This window comes from Pseudoruegeria sp. HB172150, from assembly GCF_013184805.1.
GTDB lineage: Bacteria > Pseudomonadota > Alphaproteobacteria > Rhodobacterales > Rhodobacteraceae > Psychromarinibacter.
Map to the genome: position 1 here is coordinate 254,752 of NZ_JAATNG010000001.1, position 17,177 is coordinate 271,928.

The 17,177-nt window shown below is 58.7% G+C and carries 16 protein-coding genes; 7 read left to right on the top strand and 9 right to left on the bottom strand.

The window, feature by feature from the left end:
* The first annotated feature begins 12 nt into the window (after positions 1–12).
* The 3 genes from HCO70_RS01255 to HCO70_RS01265 all read left to right on the top strand — a co-directional run bounded on the left by HCO70_RS01255 (position 13) and on the right by HCO70_RS01265 (position 2,982).
* Complete coding sequence (locus HCO70_RS01255) at positions 13–213, top strand: hypothetical protein (RefSeq protein ID WP_172292324.1); 201 nt, start codon at positions 13–15, stop codon at positions 211–213.
* An 86-nt stretch (positions 214–299) separates the two neighbouring features.
* Entirely contained in the window at positions 300–2,156 is a 1,857-nt protein-coding gene (locus tag HCO70_RS01260; RefSeq protein ID WP_172292326.1) for a transposase domain-containing protein, read from the top strand.
* A 154-nt stretch (positions 2,157–2,310) separates the two neighbouring features.
* Positions 2,311–2,982 carry an AAA family ATPase gene (locus tag HCO70_RS01265; protein ID WP_216665214.1) on the top strand — a complete coding sequence of 224 codons (672 nt, stop codon included), beginning with the start codon at positions 2,311–2,313 and terminating at the stop codon, positions 2,980–2,982.
* A 358-nt stretch (positions 2,983–3,340) separates the two neighbouring features.
* On the opposite strand, the gene HCO70_RS01270 is transcribed toward HCO70_RS01265, so the two are convergent.
* Complete coding sequence (locus HCO70_RS01270) at positions 3,341–3,850, bottom strand: hypothetical protein (RefSeq protein ID WP_172292330.1); 510 nt, start codon at positions 3,848–3,850, stop codon at positions 3,341–3,343.
* A gap of 429 nt (positions 3,851–4,279) precedes the next feature.
* On the opposite strand from HCO70_RS01270, the gene HCO70_RS01275 reads away from it, so the two are divergent.
* On the top strand, positions 4,280–4,885 hold the full coding sequence (locus HCO70_RS01275; protein ID WP_172292332.1) for a uridine kinase: 606 nt from the start codon (positions 4,280–4,282) through the stop codon (positions 4,883–4,885).
* Between the two features lie 157 nt (positions 4,886–5,042).
* Here HCO70_RS01275 and HCO70_RS01280 read toward each other — a convergent pair whose 3' ends face one another.
* The 3 genes from HCO70_RS01280 to HCO70_RS24955 all read right to left on the bottom strand — a co-directional run bounded on the left by HCO70_RS01280 (position 5,043) and on the right by HCO70_RS24955 (position 6,271).
* Positions 5,043–5,498 carry an NUDIX hydrolase gene (locus HCO70_RS01280; protein WP_172292334.1) on the bottom strand — a complete coding sequence of 152 codons (456 nt, stop codon included), beginning with the start codon at positions 5,496–5,498 and terminating at the stop codon, positions 5,043–5,045.
* A gap of 95 nt (positions 5,499–5,593) precedes the next feature.
* The gene (locus HCO70_RS01285) at positions 5,594–6,010 is read right to left on the bottom strand and encodes an NUDIX domain-containing protein (protein WP_172292336.1); all 417 of its coding nucleotides are present in this window, start codon (positions 6,008–6,010) and stop codon (positions 5,594–5,596) included.
* A gap of 138 nt (positions 6,011–6,148) precedes the next feature.
* Positions 6,149–6,271 (bottom strand): hypothetical protein, encoded by a 123-nt coding sequence (locus tag HCO70_RS24955; RefSeq protein ID WP_256372944.1) that lies wholly within the window; start codon positions 6,269–6,271, stop codon positions 6,149–6,151.
* Between the two features lie 90 nt (positions 6,272–6,361).
* Between HCO70_RS24955 and HCO70_RS01290 the strand changes: the two genes are divergently transcribed.
* A protein-coding gene (locus HCO70_RS01290) for an IS5 family transposase (protein ID WP_253913079.1) occupies positions 6,362–7,152 on the top strand; the annotation gives its coding sequence in 2 pieces (ribosomal slippage) (positions 6,362–6,443 and positions 6,443–7,152; 792 coding nt in all).
* 987 nt (positions 7,153–8,139) lie between these two features.
* Here HCO70_RS01290 and HCO70_RS01295 read toward each other — a convergent pair.
* The 5 genes from HCO70_RS01295 to HCO70_RS24960 form a co-directional block, all read right to left on the bottom strand.
* Positions 8,140–9,141, bottom strand: coding sequence for a nucleotidyltransferase domain-containing protein (locus tag HCO70_RS01295; protein ID WP_172292338.1), 1,002 nt, complete (start codon positions 9,139–9,141; stop codon positions 8,140–8,142).
* Positions 9,138–10,211 carry a hypothetical protein gene (locus HCO70_RS01300; protein WP_216665215.1) on the bottom strand — a complete coding sequence of 358 codons (1,074 nt, stop codon included), beginning with the start codon at positions 10,209–10,211 and terminating at the stop codon, positions 9,138–9,140. The genes HCO70_RS01295 and HCO70_RS01300 overlap by 4 nt, the downstream gene beginning before the upstream one ends.
* Positions 10,212–10,288: 77 nt before the next feature.
* Positions 10,289–12,406 (bottom strand): peptidase domain-containing ABC transporter, encoded by a 2,118-nt coding sequence (locus HCO70_RS01305; protein WP_172292342.1) that lies wholly within the window; start codon positions 12,404–12,406, stop codon positions 10,289–10,291.
* On the bottom strand, positions 12,403–12,924 hold the full coding sequence (locus tag HCO70_RS01310; protein ID WP_172292344.1) for a hypothetical protein: 522 nt from the start codon (positions 12,922–12,924) through the stop codon (positions 12,403–12,405). Before HCO70_RS01310 ends, HCO70_RS01305 begins: the two co-directional genes overlap by 4 nt.
* A 132-nt stretch (positions 12,925–13,056) precedes the next feature.
* Positions 13,057–13,185 carry a hypothetical protein gene (locus HCO70_RS24960; RefSeq protein ID WP_256372945.1) on the bottom strand — a complete coding sequence of 43 codons (129 nt, stop codon included), beginning with the start codon at positions 13,183–13,185 and terminating at the stop codon, positions 13,057–13,059.
* Positions 13,186–13,474: 289 nt separating this feature from the next.
* Between HCO70_RS24960 and HCO70_RS01315 the strand changes: the two genes are divergently transcribed.
* A complete protein-coding gene (locus HCO70_RS01315; protein WP_172292346.1) occupies positions 13,475–14,440 on the top strand; it encodes a GSCFA domain-containing protein in 966 nt (321 codons plus the stop codon).
* 14 nt (positions 14,441–14,454) lie between these two features.
* The gene (locus tag HCO70_RS01320; RefSeq protein ID WP_172292348.1) at positions 14,455–17,166 is read left to right on the top strand and encodes a Gfo/Idh/MocA family oxidoreductase; all 2,712 of its coding nucleotides are present in this window, start codon (positions 14,455–14,457) and stop codon (positions 17,164–17,166) included.
* The last annotated feature ends 11 nt before the right edge of the window (positions 17,167–17,177 follow it).

Consider the following 17,177-nt stretch of genomic DNA (forward strand, 5'->3'; position numbering starts at 1 on the left):
TTGGCGATGTCCATGCCTAGCTATCCTAACCGCGCACTTCTTTACAAGAAGATCCGCTCGGCATTCGTCGCACAAGGCGGCTTACTCCATTCATGGTGTCAAGAAAACGAAGTAGCGATGCCAAATGCGCGCTCGGCAATCCTCGGGAACTGGAACGGCCCCAAAGCGTCGGCTTTGGTCGAAAAGATCAAGTCGGCGGCAGGAATCGAATGACGACACTAGTGAAGCTACGCAGTGTACTGGGTTTAGGCAGAATTCCAGATCACAGAACTGCTGCGGCACGATGGTTAAGCGCCAACTTGGTTCCGCTCCAATCCGATCCCACAGACGGCCGCAAAACAGCTTACATCTTTATCTTCGACCTCCCCGCTCAAGAGCGCCTCGCCTATCTCCGCCGTCAACTCGATGAGCTGAGGCTCGACCCTGGCAGCTATGACGACGCAGCGCACGAGGCGTTCTTGCAGGCGTCTCCGTCTCGACGGGAACGCGCGGAAGGCAAGGCGGCGGTCGCACGGATGCTGGTTGCGCTGGGGCCGCGTGTGTGCTGGGCGGAGCGGCTTCACCTGGTGCACGAGCGGTTTGGCGAAAAGGGGCATTCAAAGCCCCGTTTGAAGGCCCTGTTGACGGCCGTCAAAGGCGTGGACCCGATCAACTACGCGCCCGCCCTGCTGGATGAGTATACAGGCGGCCAGAACCGGGCAGAGGTTTCGGAGGAGGCCTGGCGGTTTTTCCTCACGACCGTCCGCGACGCTGCGCCGGAGTTCCCGTTGAAGCAGGCGTGGCGCGATGTGCGGGACGTGGCGAAGGCCGAAGGCTGGAACTGGCCGTCCTGGTCGACGGTCTACCGGCGCTGGCAGGGGCTGTCCGCAGCGGAACGGCTTGCCGCGCGGCAAGGCAGGCGCGCGGCCGTGGACCGGCTGACAATACCGGCGATCCGGGACAAGACCAGCCTGAATGTTCTGGACGTCGTCTCGCTGGACGGACGGATGCTGGACCTCTGGACGGACTTTGGCGACGGGCGCGCGGTTCGGCCTGTGGTTCTGATCCTTCTGGACGTTGCATCGGGCTTTGTCCTGGATTGGGAGCTGGCTCCCAGCGAGAACGCTGCCGCAACGGTACGGCTGATCAAGCGGGTGTGCGAGAAGTTCGGGATTTTCGACATGCTCTATACCGACAACGGCTCCGCCTTCGCAGGCCATCTGGTGGCGGGCGGCAACGTGTTCCGCTTCCGGAACGGCGGCAAGATGCCGGAAGGCGCCCAGCCGCTCGGCATCTGCAAGATCATGGGTATCGAGTTGACGTTCGCGCTTCCGAAGAACGCACAGGCCAAGCTGGCGGAGCGGACCTTTGCCACGCTGTCGCGTGTCATTGACGACCGGCCGGAGTTCAAAGGTGCACATGCAGGGCACGCACCGGGCGCAATCCCGAACGCTACCATCCTGCCTGTCCCGATCGCGAAGCTGCGGTTTGTGCTGCAGCGCGAGTTCGGACGGCACAACCGGGAGACGGGCCGAACAGCGCAAGGCGCGCGCGGCCGGTCCTATGAAGGGGTGTTCCACGACGGCTTTGCGACACGCACCGGGCGGACACCCACGGCGCGCCAGCTCTATTTTGCCGGTCTGATCTATCAGCCGGTCTCGGTCGACCGGAACGGCCAGGTGCGCAAGAACGGATGGGTCTACGGCTCATATACCACACAGGACGCCTTGCTTCGGCACCATGGGACCGGGCGACAAATCCTGCTGGGGCGCGATCCCGACGATTTCAGCGCACCGGCCATCGCCTTCGACGCGGGCGGCAATCTGATCTGCGAGGGCATCGAGGCTGTCCGGCCCGGCGAGTACTGCAGCGTGGACGGCATTCGGGACGCGGCTCGCAACCGCAAGGCCGCGCGCTCGGCGGTCGCGGCTGCAGACGCCGCGAACAACTATCTCGACAAGGCCGCTTTCGAGGCTGCCCTGGCACGGCTGGGCGACGTCGGTGAACCGGAGTTCGTACCGGACAGGACGGTCATCAGCGGACACTTCACGTCCCCGTTGAGCGACCGTCCAGGGACATCCGGACAGGAGATCCCGCAGGAGCGGATGAATGAGTTTCTGCGGAACATGGATGCCCGGCTTGCCCAACAGCGGGCGGACCGGGGCGAAACGGCATGAGGAACGACACCCCGCCTCAATGCATGCAATGCCGAGCCGGAGCCCGCAGCCTTGACAGGAGAGCAAGTTGCCAGACCATCTTCGAATTGCCAGTGCGGAATACCGGCCACGACGCCCGGATGACTTCGCATCCACCGAGACCTGCCGCGACATCATGCGGTCGCTCGACCTGGTGAGATCGACGCCCCACCCGGCGCTGACCATGATTGCGGGCGCGCCGGGTGTCGGAAAGACCCGCACGCTTCAACAGTTCTGCGCACGTGAAGGGCAGGATGCGATCTATCACAGCGTCGCCGCCGGCGAGGGGAAGCCGACCGGCGTCGCCACGCCACTCCTGAGCGCCTTTCGCGAAAAGGCCAATGGCATGAGCCTGTTCGCCATGCGGGAAACGCTTGCCGCATTCATCGGCCGGGGGCGCGTCGTGATCCTGGACGAGGCGCAGTACCTGGAACCACAAGGCGCGGAGTGGACACGGGCGCTGGCCGAGGCCGGCGGCTTCGACCTGGTATTATGCGGTGACCTCAATCTGCAAAAGATCATGATACGTGCCCCACAGCTGCAGAGCCGGATGATCCGTCCCGTGGTAATCCGTCATGCCAGCCGGGCGGATGTTGCATGCATGGCAGAGGGTACGGCGTTCGGGACCGAGCAGGCCATCGATCTTCTCTATGCCATTGCGCGCCTCAAAGGCGGGCTGCGTAACGTGGAGAACGTGACCCGTCTCGCCCTGCTGTTCGCGGGCCACGACCAGCCCGGCCTGGAACACCTGAAGGCCGCGATCAGGGACATGAAGCTCGCACCGGCAATGGAGGCTGAACATGGCTGAGCTGTTGTCAGCACCGAGGCTGCAGGCGAGGTCGTGCAGCATTCGGTGGGTGCGACATGATGGTCGTGCCGGGTTTCCGCCGGAGCGGTGTCGTATGGATTGCCTTGGCTGAAGAATTGTGCCGTCCGCCGCTTAGGTGACCGGTAGAACATATTCTCAGATTTGTGGAACTGGACACCCGCATCAATCGGCCTGCCAGGGTCGGATCTGGCTTGCCCAAAGCGATAGATCATACCTCTTGCCGGTTCGGGCGGGCGATTTGCGCAGAAATCCCAGTCATGCGGATGGCCAACCAGATCTTCTGCGTCAAAACAGATCAGTTTTGACGCAGAACACCACTCTATTGACTTCAGCGATGCTACTTGCTCGGCGCGGTACAGTTTTTCGCCATCCAGGCCTGACAGCTTGCAAACGTGTCGGGCCCGAAAACAGACGTATAGATGGAGGGGAAGAAGGCATCGGCGGGAATAACGGAGCATCCCACATGTTCCGGTAAGCCACCGGTCAGTGAAATTACCCGAAATTGGTCGATATCACCTTTTGATGCGTTGATATCGCCCTTTCCAGTAACCTCGACTTCACGCTCTTGTTTGCCGTTGACGAAGATCTGGACTTTCTTGTGGCCCTGGTCCGGGACTGAAACTGTTCGCACCCAGGGAACCAGACTCAAGGTGCAAAATCCTGAACCAGATTTAAGCTCTTCGGCGATAAAAACTTGCGCAGCCCCCGGATCAATCGCGTAGACGATATTACCTCCGGGATAGAAATCCGAGACGCGGGCTTCCCAGCACGAGTTCGGCAGCATGCCCGAGATCGTGATTTCGATGACAGGGCCAATGCGCAAAGCGCTCGCTTCAAGATAGTACATATTCCCCCCTGAATTAGTCACAAAATAAGTATTAAAGAGAGAAACAGGATGCCATTTAGATCCGATTCGGTCAATTTTAATTAATCTAAACTCAATAAATTTCATAATCAGGCGGATAAATCAGGAATTAATTCAATTATCAGACATCTTGATGCCAGGATAAATCTTTATTTATGTAAGTTTGCTTGGAAAATGGATATGTCCCATGCGCCTTTCAGCGGCGGAGATTGTGCCAATACAGAATGTCTTTGTCATCGGTGATTAGCACTGTTTCGACGCCGTATCTGACCCATCTGTGGTACCATGTGGTTCGACCTGAATGCGTGACGTGGCCATTGTTCGCTTGAGCAGAGTAAAAGGTTGTTCTGCCTCCAGCCTCGAATTACTCCGCTTCTACCAACGGGAACAGATCCGGACTGGGTTGGCTGAATGAATCTGCAGTTGGCTGAACATGCCGCTCGTCGTCTTGTCGCTTTAAGGGATCGAGCAATTGTTGCCGTCGATGGAGTAGACGGCGCTGGAAAAACCACGTTCGCCGATGTGCTCGCCAATCACCTCGAGAAATTAGGGCGTCCCGTCACCCGGGCATCAGTCGATGGCTTTCACAATCCCGCAAACGTTCGCTACGCTCGTGGACGAAACAGCCCTCAAGGCTTCTACCTAGACTCGTACGATTATGACGGCCTGCGAGAGAGCCTCCTGGACCCGTTCCGAAATGGGCACTTAAAGGTACTTGCCTCACTTTTCGATCATGAGATCGACGATGCGAAGCGGGTCTGGAAATCGGCCCCGCCAACGGCACTATTGGTGCTGGACGGCATATTCCTCCATAGGGAGGAATTGCTGCACCAATGGGATTTCAGCATTTTTCTATCAGTCCCGTTTGCAGTTTCATACGCGCGAATGGCTCAGAGAGACGGATGTGATCCCGATCCGCATGCGGACGGTAACTCCCGCTACTACCAGGGGCAGCTTCTTTACCATCGAGAATGTGATCCGGAGACAAGGGCCAATTTGGTCATAACTGATTGGTGAGCGTAAACGCCTGATTTTCTGGTAATGACCTCAACCTTCGTGGCGCATTCCCCACAGAAACAACCGTTCGACTATCTCACACCAAAATTTTGCCTTTGCTCATCCCTGAGCCTATCTGCGTGGCTCACTGACGGCTTCCGTGCGAACAAGCAGACGATTAAAGTGATTGCAGAAGACGTGCCTTCAGCCCTTCAGGAAAGAGCCTTGGATGCTTTGGCAGGTCCAGTGTGTCGAGCGAGAACCATTCTGCAAAGCACCTGGTGCCATCATCCTCATGAAACTCGATGCGGGATGCGTCAGCAAAGACATCGTCCGAAAAGGCAACATTGAAGATCGCCAGAAGTTCGTGTCCCTGGCTGCCTTCATGGGTGTAGATGTTTTCCATGAAGAAGGGGGCGTCGAGGATTGTTGCTGTGACACCGAGTTCTTCGCGGAACTCCCGAATAACTGCGGACTCGGCAGTCTCACCGAAATCGACCGAGCCGCCGAGGGGGCGGACGCCCTTCACCCGTCCAGCGTCATCCAGAACTTCGGCAGCCAGAAGCCGTCCGCCACGCCAGTGGAGCCCAAGAGCTTTGAAACGGATACGGGGTGCGGGACGCCATGTTGTCATTAGTCGGAACTACGAGATGATGCTAGCGGCGGCAATGGGCTGGTTTTCTCTGTCCGGGACACCGACAACTGCTGTGGTGCGAAGGTAGCAGCCTTTCAGCGCGCATACAGATATTGCCGCATAAAATCGAATGCTTCGTGGAACATGGGGTGCCAATCGTCGGCAAGCAGACCGTCTAGTGGCTGCCAGAAAAATGTGAAGACATGGCCCCCATCGTCTTCGGTTTGGTGCGACCACGAGTCGGGAAGCCCGATCTTGATCCACTGATAGAAGTGCCAAGGCTGTCGATCGGATCCGATTGCTGCTACACTCAGCGCAACGGGCGTCGACAACTCTATCAAGCCGCTTTCCTCTCGCAGCTCACGCCGGGCAGCTTCCAGCGGAGTCTCCCCGGCTTCAATAGTTCCTTTCACGAATTGCTTGCCCGCGCAGGGATGAACGAATGCCAAAACGTCAAGGACTATGCCTTGCCGTCGTGTCACCACAGGGCAGGACTTGCTCGCTACGGACATGCCACCAGGAAACATCCTTATTGCTTTGCAGGTCAACGTCCGCGACGGGCAAAGCCGAACTGCTCCGTACCGTAGAGCGGGCCGAACCACATACGTTTCTGCCGACGGCTGTGATCTTTTTTTGGCCGTGATAGAAAATCAGTTCAGAACGGAAAGCAGATGCCTGCGGTGTTTGGCCTGATCGAACAGCAGGTCGGAGACTGCCCTGCGATGTCGGGCATTTTCCAATCCCAGCCCCTTCAGCCGATGCTTCTCGCTCATTTCCATGCCGCCTTAGAGCTTGACCGAAAACTAAGTCGAATGATTTCAGCCAGTTGTGATTCTCCTGTGTTGCGAAACCCGGAGAGATCAATGCCCTGGACTGAAATCACTCGCCTCGACTATGACCGACGCGGCCAGCGCTATGCAAGCGACAGTACCGATGAGGAGTGGCATTGGTCGCGCCGTTCATGCCGCCCAGGTCCAGGCTGGGGCGTCCGCGCCGTACCAGCATGCGCGTGGTGTGGGATGCGATCCAGTACATCGCGGCGACCGGATGCCAGAGGGCGATGCTGCCCAAAGACTTCCCGCCCTTCACGACGGTTCAGCACTATCTCTACCGGATGCGCGACAGCGGCCTGCTCGACATTCTGAACGACGCTCTGGTCGACGTGTCGCGCATGCTGGCCGGTCGCGACCCCGCGTCAACCGCCGGTATCATTGACAGCCAGTCTGTGAAGACCACCGAGAGCGGTGGCCCGCGCGGCTACGACGCGGGCAAGAAAACAAAGGGTCGCAAGCGTCACATCGTGACCGACACCGACGGCAACCTGCTGGGGCTGGTGCCGCACGGCGCCGATGTTCAGGACCGCGACGGCGCACCGGGCGTTATCGCGCAGGCGATCGGAAACCATCCGACCCTGGCCCATCTCTTCGCCGACGGAGGCTATTCCGGAGACACGTTTCGGGAGGCGTTGAACGACGTCGGCGGCCCGACAATCGAAATCGTCAAGCGCCCTCCCGGCGTAACCGGCTTTGTCGTCATCGCGCGCCGCTGGGTGGTCGAGCGCACCTTCGCCTGGCTCGGCCGCTGCCGCCGATTGGCAAAGGACTGGGAGGCGTCCATTGCCTCCGCCATCATTCTAATAACTATTTGTAATTGAATGAAAGACTGGCACACCAAACAAAAACCTACCATCCAAACCGCCAAAATACTATCAACAGATTTAGCCCCATGAACGTTGTACTCCGCCCACGTCTCTAGGCACTTGCGGAAGGCAAGTGCCAATTGGCATGCAATCGCAAACCCATATTGGAGTGCACCCCTGCGGGTGGGCAGGATCAAAAAAAATTTGACCAACCCCCGGCAGCGGAACTCTACACCGACGCTGCAGAAACCTCCACCCTCGAACTAGTCGATGTTGGCCCGGATTTCTGCGATGATTTTGTGTCACCGGACTTCGGACCGGGATCGGAATAGTGGCTGGACCTTGCGATACCCAACAGATCGCATCCCTGCCGGATTGAGAGCTCGCACAGTCGGCAGTCCCCAATGTTGACCCGCTTCTCGGTGAGCATCCCGAGCGCTGAGCCGCTTTTGGAAACTCGATCTCAAGTCCCTTGCGCCCATCCAACTGTTCGAACGCTGCGATTCGGGCTTACTACTCAGCCATCAGCTCGGCTGCGGCCAAGTCGTTGTCGAAGGCACCGGGCACCATCTTCTCGATCCAAATGCGGATCCGAGTGCGTGATAGGTCGTGGTGGCGACCGAGTGCTGCGGCGTCTCGCCGCCATAATGCTAGGCTACTTCCTGGCGCTTGAATTCCGTACGCTGACTGAGGTGGCGTCGGGACATTGGCGTTCTTGCTTTGCAAGCCGGCAAGCCGGCAAGGAGGCAAGGAGGCAATTCAACTTGTCCGACTGGTCCACTCACAAGGGCGCACTCCAGAAAGGGGTAAGATTGCATGCCGATACACAGTTAACGACCCGGAAATGGGGCGAGCGTGAGATTCTGTCGATCTGTGCCGTGAAATTTGGCGTTCGCACAATTGAGACCACTGAAGAACTTACTTAACAGTCACCTCTTTTCGTTTGGGTCAGGCAGCGTTCCCAATGCTGATAACTTCCCCGATTGTGTTGGTGCCTTCCGGTCAAGCCACCTCAACACCACCTTCACCGCGGGTTAAAAGACCTGCGTTGATGAGGGCCTCTACCAAGCTTTCCTCCGCACTCGGCTCGGCACTCTGCCCGGCCATCACCGGCAAAAGCAGCGCCACATGCTGTTGCGGGAGCACAAGTTCGCGCGTGATGGATTTCACGGCCCAATGCTCGTCGATCTGCCAGACAAAGAGTGGGCCCGAGGGAAACAAGCCAGAAGGCCTTGCCGTTCCTCCGGTTGTCCCACCCATGTCCGGCCGCCAGAGCACTGCGGACTGAAGTGTGTGATGAAAACTGATCGCGCGCTGCACCCATGGCAGAAGTTCGGCCTCGCCCCCGAGATCGTAGAGGAAGTGGAAGCGACGGAAATCGGCCTTGATTTCCGTCGAAATCCCCACCGCGGCAGCAATGCGGCGCGCCATCCACTTGCGCCGCCCGTTGGTGTCACCGGTGTGGCAGAGCAGAGCCTCAACCTCTTCGCGCAGCATCGCGCGGCAGGCATCGACCGCCAGATCCGTCTCTTCCTGGTCCAGTGCCCCACACATATCATCAAAAAACTTGGCTGCGATGCGCCAGTGACGATCCGCCAGTTTGGCCGCGTAGTCGCGCGGGCTGCACATGGCCAGCAGGTCGGACCAGAGCGGTGCGCCGATCAGAACGTGGGCGGAAGCAAACTTCTCCATTCTCAAGATGTCCTCGCTCTTGGTGAACCTGAAGCTTGGTGCCGCACGCAAAGCACAGATGCGTTGCGCCTCTTGCAGCGTGACAACAAGGGTTTCGACGGGAACGCCCTGGAACACCTCGGCTTCGTAGCGCCGGTCCGGTGATTGTCCGGTGGGGTCGGGAGCGACGATGGCAATCAGGTCGTAGTCAGAACGTGGCGTGGCCCAGCCATTGGCGTGCGAGCCGGTGAGCGCGCCGACCAGAAGCGCGGTGCCGAATCTGTTGCGCAGGAAATCTGCCAGCGCTTGCTCGGTCTCGGGTGCCAGCGTCATGTGGCAATCGCGCGTTGGCACAGCGGTGTGGCTAGGTTCGAAGTCAGGTGTGGCCCGAAGAACATGTCGAGTAAAGCAGGCGACATAGCTGTCACATCCGAGGGGGCTAATGCTGAGGCCACGATGGCGTCGTCGAGCTGGGCAAAAGCTGCAAGCGACATGCGCCGAAGCGATCCCCCCACAACCTCGAGCACCGGGTTGTCCGGTGTGAGCCTCAGGACACGGTGAGCCATGTCGAGCGCCGCCGAACAGGATACAAGATCTTCCCCATCGCGGCCTATATGTTCAGTGTAGGCGCGCAGGAACCCATCTCGCGGTGCGCGGTTTTCAGTCACCGCCTGTACGATTTCCAGTGCGTTCGGAAAGGTGACGCGCGCGTGCCGCAGCAAGGCATTGAAACCGGTGATCTGCTCGGTCCGAGCCCGCAGTGCCAGTGCGGCGTATGCATTGCCATGAGCAAGCGTCTCTGCCCGCCAGAGATGCTGTGCAAGTATTACACTAGCCCTGTGATCCTCGACATCTGACCGCTGCGCGGTATCCAGGCCCGACTGCATCGCGCCGATCACTTCTATCATTAGGTGTCGCGGCCCGGCGCAAACCTCCTTGCGGCCGATCAGCTGACCCACTGCCTCGGCGTGATCGGCGATGGCGGCGGGCGTGGCCTCGGAGCACGCAAACGCAGCGCGCATTAACACGCCGAGACAGCCTTCGTAGACGCCATGGCCCAACTTGGCCGCGATGGCCATCACGCTGTTGGGTGCTTGTGGTCCAGAACACGCAAGCAAGCAGAGCTTAGGAGCATGATAGGCTGCATGGCTGACACGCAAAGTCAGGTGCAGCGGGTCCGTCAGCCCAAGACGTGCAGCGACCGCCTGCGACAACGAGTCCAGATAGGCCAGAACAGCCCTGCGACTGGCCATGAACTGTTGAAGCGCGCCAACGTTCATCGGCCGCGAATGGCCGTGTCTCTGCCCGGGATAGCGGCAGGTTCGGTAGTTCTCGGGGGGCAGTGACCAGCGCAGCGAGCGCCCTTCGAGCAGCGGACGGCCATTGTTGTCGAGCGCTTCCATCGGTGGGAAATAGCGGAATACGCCGCACCCCAAAACTGTGTCGAGCGAGATCGGATATGGTGGGCAGATTGGGAGCATCAGCAGCTATCCTGAACAAGCGAACGCAGGTTGGGGTCGAGGCGGTAGTGCCGATCGGCCTGCGCGATGGTTGTGGTGCGATGGGCGGTCATCAGGATGGTCTTGTTCATGGCGCGGAGGTTGGCGAAAATCGTTTCCTCGGTGGCCTCGTCGAGATTGCCAGTGAACTCGTCTAGTACCAGTACGCCGGCGCCCTGAAAGAGGGCCCGGGCCAAATAAAGCCGCTGACGCTCACCCGCTGACAAGATATCGCCATTGCTGGACACTGGCGTGTAAAGGCCACCACGTGTCTTACTGATGAAGCCGGTGGCACAGGCCTGGTCGCAGACCTCGCGGACACGTTGCACATCGGGATGAGAGGCGAAGCCGGTGATGTTTTGCAGCAGGGTGCCGCTGAACAGTTGGTCTTCCTGCATCACGGTGCTGACACAGCGCGAGAGGGTTCGGCGCGAATAGTTCTGCAGGGGCTGGGAATGCCAGTGGATTGTGCCACGCTCGGCGGTGTAGAGGCCCAGAATCAGTTTAAGCAACGTGCTTTTACCAATGCCCGAGGGACCGGTGATCACAACGATTTCCGACGGAAAGAGCCTTAGTTCCACCCGTTTGAGGATGCGTGGTAAATCGGCCCCGAACCGAAACCCTACGTCGTTCAGGCACAGAACGGCATCGCTGGGCGACGCCTGACGCGGCGCCGAGTAGGCTGACTGCGCCCGGCGTGCATCGCCAAAATCCGAAAGTGGGTCCTGCGGCTCGAGCGCCAGCGTGCTGAGATCGCGCAGGTAGAGCCCGATATCCCACAATCGCCCAACCTTTTGCGTAAAGCCCGACAACATGACAGTAACAAGCAACAAATAGAAGGTCAGCCCAAAGAACCCGCTCATGGTGACTGCGCCCTGTAGGTAAGCGATGCAGCCCAAGCCAACCATGGAAAATCGTGTCAAAGACAACAGCACCTCGCCCAGCGTATCCGCTGCACCGTCCAGTCTGCGCAACGCCGCCGTGCTGCCAGACACACGTTCGTAGCTGATCTGCCAGATCAGGTCGCGCACCGTTTCCAGCCCGCTGGTTTTGATGAGTTGTATATTGCGCAAGTTCTCACGCAGCGTTGTACCTTCTGCAGCGTTGACCAGCAGAGATTGCCGCAGAGGGCGCTGCCTGCGTCGCAGGAGTGCCAGCAGGCTCACCATGTAAAGCGCTACCCAAACCAGAAGCCCTATTCCTACCATAGGGTTCAATACGAAGCAGAGGACTACCAGCACCGACAGCGTAGAGAGCTCGACTACCGCGTCGATGCAACCGTCCGACACCAGCCCTCGAACAGCGCGCAGAGCGGCGAAGTATTGCGTGATCATGCCTGTGGACTTGCGCTGAAAGAAACGGAAATCCAGGCGCAAGATCAGCCGGTTGAGATAGCGCGCGAGCACGTAGTCGACATCGCCGATAAGCCGGTCAGTGAGTGCACGTTTCATGGATTTGAAAACCGCCACACAAGCAACTGCCAGAGCCGCCACACCGAGACCGGGAAGCAACATTGATGCATTGTGAGGCCAGAGCACGAACTCCATTAGAAATTTAGTAAAAAGCGGAAACAGGAATAAACCTAACTGTGCCCCAAGAGCGACCAAAGCGATCAGTGCCATCTGTTTCCACGCCCCCGGGATCGAGGACAAAATCGTCAGCAGCGAAAGCTTGTCGAGGCGACCCAAATCCGGGTTATACACGCGCGCGTCGAACTCGAGCGCAACCCCTGTAAACCGAGCCGACATCTCGGCGCGTCCAAGCATGCAGCGGCCCACTGCCGGGTCACGCAGGTAGAAGCGATCTCCTTTTACGTGTGTCAAGACAACGAAATGATACATCCCGAAATGCAGTATCGCTGGCAGTTTCAGCTTTGCCAGATCGTCGAGATCCACTCGCACCGCACGTCCGCTCAGCCCGAGTTCTTGAGAGATCATGAATAGATCAAGAAGGGTTGTGCCGTCGGTGGGCGTAGGGAAACGCGCCTTCAAAACGGCAAGGTCGATCTCATTCCCATGGAGCGCCGAGATGATGGCCAGGCTGGCAATTCCACAGTCTGCGCGATCTTCCTGAAGAATATCTCCCCAAAAAGCATTCATGGCACAGATCCGACCAAGATGTCCAAAATTCTAAAGTATCTTCTCGGCACCAATATTTTAACATTTTTCTCTAAATTTTTGTGATTCCAAATTTTATCTTCCGAGATATTCAAAATTAATTGTGGTTCCCCACCACTCCAATCAACCATTTCCACTCTGGCGAAGAGATGCTGATGTCGCATAGCGCCAAGCAACGAGGTGTCAGGATAGACCGTCACATCGCTGTGCTGTTCGACATAGCGTGCGATCTCGGGTGAGACGCCGAATGCCACTACACCATCGCGCATGGACAAGTGTCCCTCCACCAGCTCCCGCTGTTCAATCGGCATCAGAAAGAGGATGCTGAGCGAGCCAAAGACCAACGCAGTGAAACCAAAGATAAACGCGCCTGACATGGTTCGAATACGGCGCGCCCGCTGAAGGAATGTCGCTTCATTCACGGCCACGAGGGCGGCTTGTCGAAACAGGTGGTGCGCCTGACCCCCCTGGAATGTTTCATTTTTTTCAGCGTCTTGCATTGCGTACCACTCACCGAGATTAGCGGGCACAAACCAAATTTTTGCCCGCGGTGGACACCCCCGGCCGATGGAAAATGCCGATTCACTCTGGAATGCTCCCCGGCCGTGGCCGGGGGAGCACCAGGTCGCTTACTACGACCAGCCACCGCCGCCGCCGCCGCTTTCCGATTGGCCGCGGCCACCGGAAACCATCAGCATTTCCTCCTTGGTCAGCTCGCGAATTGCGGGCTGTTCTGGGGTCTTCTTGGTGTCGTTGGTCATGTCTGAGACTCCTCTGTTAGACATGTGAACCGACGTCGACGACCGTAGCCGCCACAACCGGTAGCGGGTAGACTGGTCACATTGATCTCCTTTTTCAACTTAAATTTCCCGCATTAGAAGAAATTTTTATTTCGCACTCAACTTCACTTGCGAAAGCTGGATTTGATGATAGGTATTACGTCCAGCACGTAACTGCTGTGCCGAAATTACGGGAAGTTCTGCGCCATGTGCATTTACTTTGGTGATCTTAGGTCGTGCCTCTGTTTCGCGCAAAAGAGGTTGTGAAGCAGTGAGTGACGCACGACCGATACAATACGATTCCTCGGAAACGGGTGCGCAACGCGACCGGCTTGTGGAGTTTACCGGGCGCGAGTGGATCGCAGATCATGAGACCGATTGGGAACTGCCCGATGCGCGCCCTGTCATTACCCGCCAGAGCCGCGTTTTCACGATCGGAAGCTGTTTCGCCCGCCGCGTTGCCACGTACCTTTCGGCGCGGGGGGTGGAATGCGAATTTAGCGATGCTCTTGGCCTTCACTACAACCCTGGGACGATTCTGCGCGAGGTGCTGCTTTCCTCTGGAGAACGGTTCGACGGCCATCTTTGGACGGTCGAGCGTCGCGGCCAGCGGCGCTACGTGGATCCCTACCGCAACAAGGTCTGGTCGCCGGACGTGACCGCGATCCGGGCAATGCAGGCAGAGATCGAGGCACGCAACCGAGCGCGCTTTGCCCGTGCCAACGTTTTTATCGTGACCCTTGGGCTGGCAGAGATTTGCGAAGAGCTGGTCGGAACGGACTGGTCAATCATCAACCGCGTGCCCGTACGTGATCTGGTGGGACCGCACCAGTTTCAGGGCCGTGTGCTGCCCACATTGGAGGTGATCGCGCTGATAAGTGGAATCATCGCCACGATTCGCGCGTCCAAACCAACTGGGACGCCAATCCTCTTTACGGTCTCGCCCGTGCCACTAAAGACGAGCTTGCGACCCTATGATGCTCGCGTGTCAAACGCGCTGTCAAAGGCGCGGCTGCTCAGCGGATTGCACGAATGCCTCGAGGGGCTGGGCGATGCGCACTGCCACTATTTCCCGAGTTATGAGTATTTTAATGGTCCCAATCGACCTGAGATGTTTCACCCCGATTGCAGGCATGTCCGCGATTGGGCTGTTGACGGCGTGATGCGCCACTTCATGGCGGCCTACTGTGCCCCCGACCTGTCCGCCACTCCGGCGAGTGCAACAACTTTTTTTTGATGCAGGAGCACGACATGCAACCTTCCATTGGCGATGCAGAGTGGTTTTCCCTGCGCGGCAACGTAGATCCCCGCATGGTGATGCCGATACTGAGCACCGTCGCGGCCTCGCTTGACCTCGACCTGCGGCAAACTGGGCCGGCGCGGGCGGAACTTCATTTGGATATGGAAACGCCATTAGCTCTGGCCTGGCGCGAGACGCCCCTGCCCGCACGAATGATGCAGCGCCATCTTGCAAAGGAGGTGCGCTACTGCGAAATCATCGTGTCGGGCCAGCGCGAGGCGCTGGACAGGCGTGCGGAACAATTTGTCTCTCAACTATCACGCCAGCTCGAATGCTATAGCGCCGACGAGTTGAACGAGATCCTTCGTTCGCTACCTCTTTTACGTCAGTTCGCTGCGGGCCTCCGTGGCGCGTTCGAAGGATGGTCGATCATTTTTCGCGACCATTTCCTCGAGGACACGCTCGGACTGGCGCTGACACTGCTGCGCTGTGACCTGCCGCCGGATCAGCTTTTGGTGCTGGCCAAGGGGGATCGCACACAGAACCGGCACCGCGTGCAGGCCACCATCGAACGGCAGGGAGTCGAGACCGGCGTACTGGACAATTCCGTGATTGACGGCACCGGCGGCGACCCGGCGCTGCTGGCGCAGGCCGAGGCCCGGATTGAAACGTTCATTAGTCGGGCGCGTGCCAAGGGCCGCCGTGTAATGGTAATCGACGATGGCGGGCTGATCGCGTGGTTCGCCAGGCGCGGGGATGCCGGGCTGCACATCGATGCAGCGGTGGAGCTGACGGTGGCGGGGCTCAAGCGAATCGCTGCGCTCGGACAGCTCGACCTGCCGGTTTTCAACATGGCGCAATCCAATCTAAAGCATCAACTGGGCTATCATGAGATTGCTGATGCCTGCATGAAGCGCATTCGCGAGATGCTGCCCGGTTACAAGCTGCGTGGGCGCGCAGTGCTTCTGCTGGGCTACGGGGTACTGGGTGAGAGGCTGGCACAGCGTCTGCGCGATGCCGGTGCGCATGTAAGCATTGTCGATCCCGACATACTGCGCTTGATCATTGCGGCCGAAGCTGGCTACAGCACCTATCGCAATGCCAGGACCGCGCTGCTCGATCGCGAGACTTTTCTGATCTGCGGTGCATCCGGGGAAATGGCGCTGAGCGACGCGGATCTCGATGTGCTGCCCGATGGAGTGTTCCTAGCGCCTTTTGCGACGCGTGATTTCAGTGTCCTACGCCAGGAGACCTACATGCGCAGCGCGCGCGAGCTGCCCTTCACTGGTCTGCGCTTCCAACTTGACGAGACGCGCAAGGTCACACTGCTGGGTGATGGTCGCTCGCTTAACCTTTTCGAAGGGTTCAGCATTCCCAACGAATGCTACGACATCTTCAAGGCGGGCGCCTTGCTGGCAACGGCGGAGCTTTGCCGCAGTTTTGAGGCCATCGGACCGGGCGTGCACACCGTGCCGGTTAATGACGTCATCACACGCTCGGGACTGTTCGAGGCATACTACGACCGATATCTGTCGCGGCCTGGCAACACAGAGCCCGAAGCGCGAACCCAGGACGCATTCGTCCCGGCACTGCATGGCGCGAATGTGGCCGTGGTGGGCTATGGCGTCGCGGGACGGCTGCATGCTCGCATCCTTAAAGAATACGGTGCCAACGTCTGTATCGTCGATCCCCGGTTCCAGAACCTGCCCGACACCTACCAGGTCGACAATATCCCCGAATTGATGGCTAGCCTTGGAGATATGGTTAGGATCTGGACGGTCAGCTGCCCGACCCACGAGCATCTCAATGCGGTGAGCCAAATCCTTCAGGTGGCCCCGGGAGCGCGTATCTTGCTAGAGAAACCCGCCTGTCAGGCCAATGAGATCGGACTGTTCCAGAACTTGCTCGCATCACATCCGCAGGCACGCATTGTCATTGTCGATCAGTATCGCCATTCCAGCGTGATTGACCGGTTCTGCGAGATCGCCGCCGCACAGTTTGGCGAGGCTGGGGCCGATCAGATCGAAATCCGCTTTCACAAGGACCGTGGCGACGAGATAGAGACTGGGCGCTTTGTGGATCATTCCTATGGTGTGCTGGGATATGAATGGCTGCACATGCTGACGATTCTTGAACGAGTTCTGAGCGCGGATTTCGACAGCTACTGTGCGCAGGGGCTGGCACGGTCGGAATTCTCGGTGAAGCAGCATCCGAGGCTCATCAATTCTGCTGTACACGAAACAACCCTGTTGCAGCGCGGTGCAAAGGACATGCGGATCTCGCTCAGCTCCGACATACTGCGCGCCTCCGAGACCACACGCCTTGGGCCGCCACCGGGTGCTGCCGATGCAAGCGAGCCCTGGCGCAAGGGATTGCGTAGCGCCGATACGCGCGAGCGAGTCTGCATGCTGCGGCGCGGCACGGTTTCAGCCACGCTCTATCTCGATCCAGTCACGACGCAGGACGGCTGGCAATTGCCACGCAACCATCACCGCATCGTCGTGACTCGCGACGGTGCGATGATCTGCGACGATGTCTTTGCGGATTCACCGATGCACAACGCACTCAAGATCGCGATCAACAGGCTGGCAGGAACTGACGCTATGTCGCCGCTCGATATTCGATCGCTGCAACGGATCTCCGAGATAGCAGCAAAGCTGCGTGCTGGAGCGGCTACTGATCTACCTGAGCCGGGCCACGTGGCGCGCTGGAGCGCGGAATAGATGTCCGTGAT

Excerpts from the sequence above, each read along its gene's own strand:
- HCO70_RS01320 (WP_172292348.1), top strand. The coding sequence starts at position 14,455 with ATGCAACCTTCCATTGGCGATGCAGAGTGGTTTTCCCTGCGCGGCAAC.
- HCO70_RS24955 (WP_256372944.1), bottom strand. The coding sequence starts at position 6,271 with ATGAGCGAGAAGCATCGGCTGAAGGGGCTGGGATTGGAAAATGCCCGA.
- HCO70_RS24960 (WP_256372945.1), bottom strand. The coding sequence starts at position 13,185 with ATGACCAACGACACCAAGAAGACCCCAGAACAGCCCGCAATTCGCGAG.
- HCO70_RS01295 (WP_172292338.1), bottom strand. The coding sequence starts at position 9,141 with ATGACGCTGGCACCCGAGACCGAGCAAGCGCTGGCAGATTTCCTGCGC.
- HCO70_RS01255 (WP_172292324.1), top strand. The coding sequence starts at position 13 with ATGCCTAGCTATCCTAACCGCGCACTTCTTTACAAGAAGATCCGCTCG.
- HCO70_RS01285 (WP_172292336.1), bottom strand. The coding sequence starts at position 6,010 with ATGTCCGTAGCGAGCAAGTCCTGCCCTGTGGTGACACGACGGCAAGGC.
- HCO70_RS01270 (WP_172292330.1), bottom strand. The coding sequence starts at position 3,850 with ATGTACTATCTTGAAGCGAGCGCTTTGCGCATTGGCCCTGTCATCGAA.
- HCO70_RS01305 (WP_172292342.1), bottom strand. The coding sequence starts at position 12,406 with ATGAATGCTTTTTGGGGAGATATTCTTCAGGAAGATCGCGCAGACTGT.
- HCO70_RS01275 (WP_172292332.1), top strand. The coding sequence starts at position 4,280 with ATGAATCTGCAGTTGGCTGAACATGCCGCTCGTCGTCTTGTCGCTTTA.
- HCO70_RS01265 (WP_216665214.1), top strand. The coding sequence starts at position 2,311 with ATGCGGTCGCTCGACCTGGTGAGATCGACGCCCCACCCGGCGCTGACC.
- HCO70_RS01300 (WP_216665215.1), bottom strand. The coding sequence starts at position 10,211 with ATGGAAGCGCTCGACAACAATGGCCGTCCGCTGCTCGAAGGGCGCTCG.
- HCO70_RS01280 (WP_172292334.1), bottom strand. The coding sequence starts at position 5,498 with ATGACAACATGGCGTCCCGCACCCCGTATCCGTTTCAAAGCTCTTGGG.
- HCO70_RS01310 (WP_172292344.1), bottom strand. The coding sequence starts at position 12,924 with ATGCAAGACGCTGAAAAAAATGAAACATTCCAGGGGGGTCAGGCGCAC.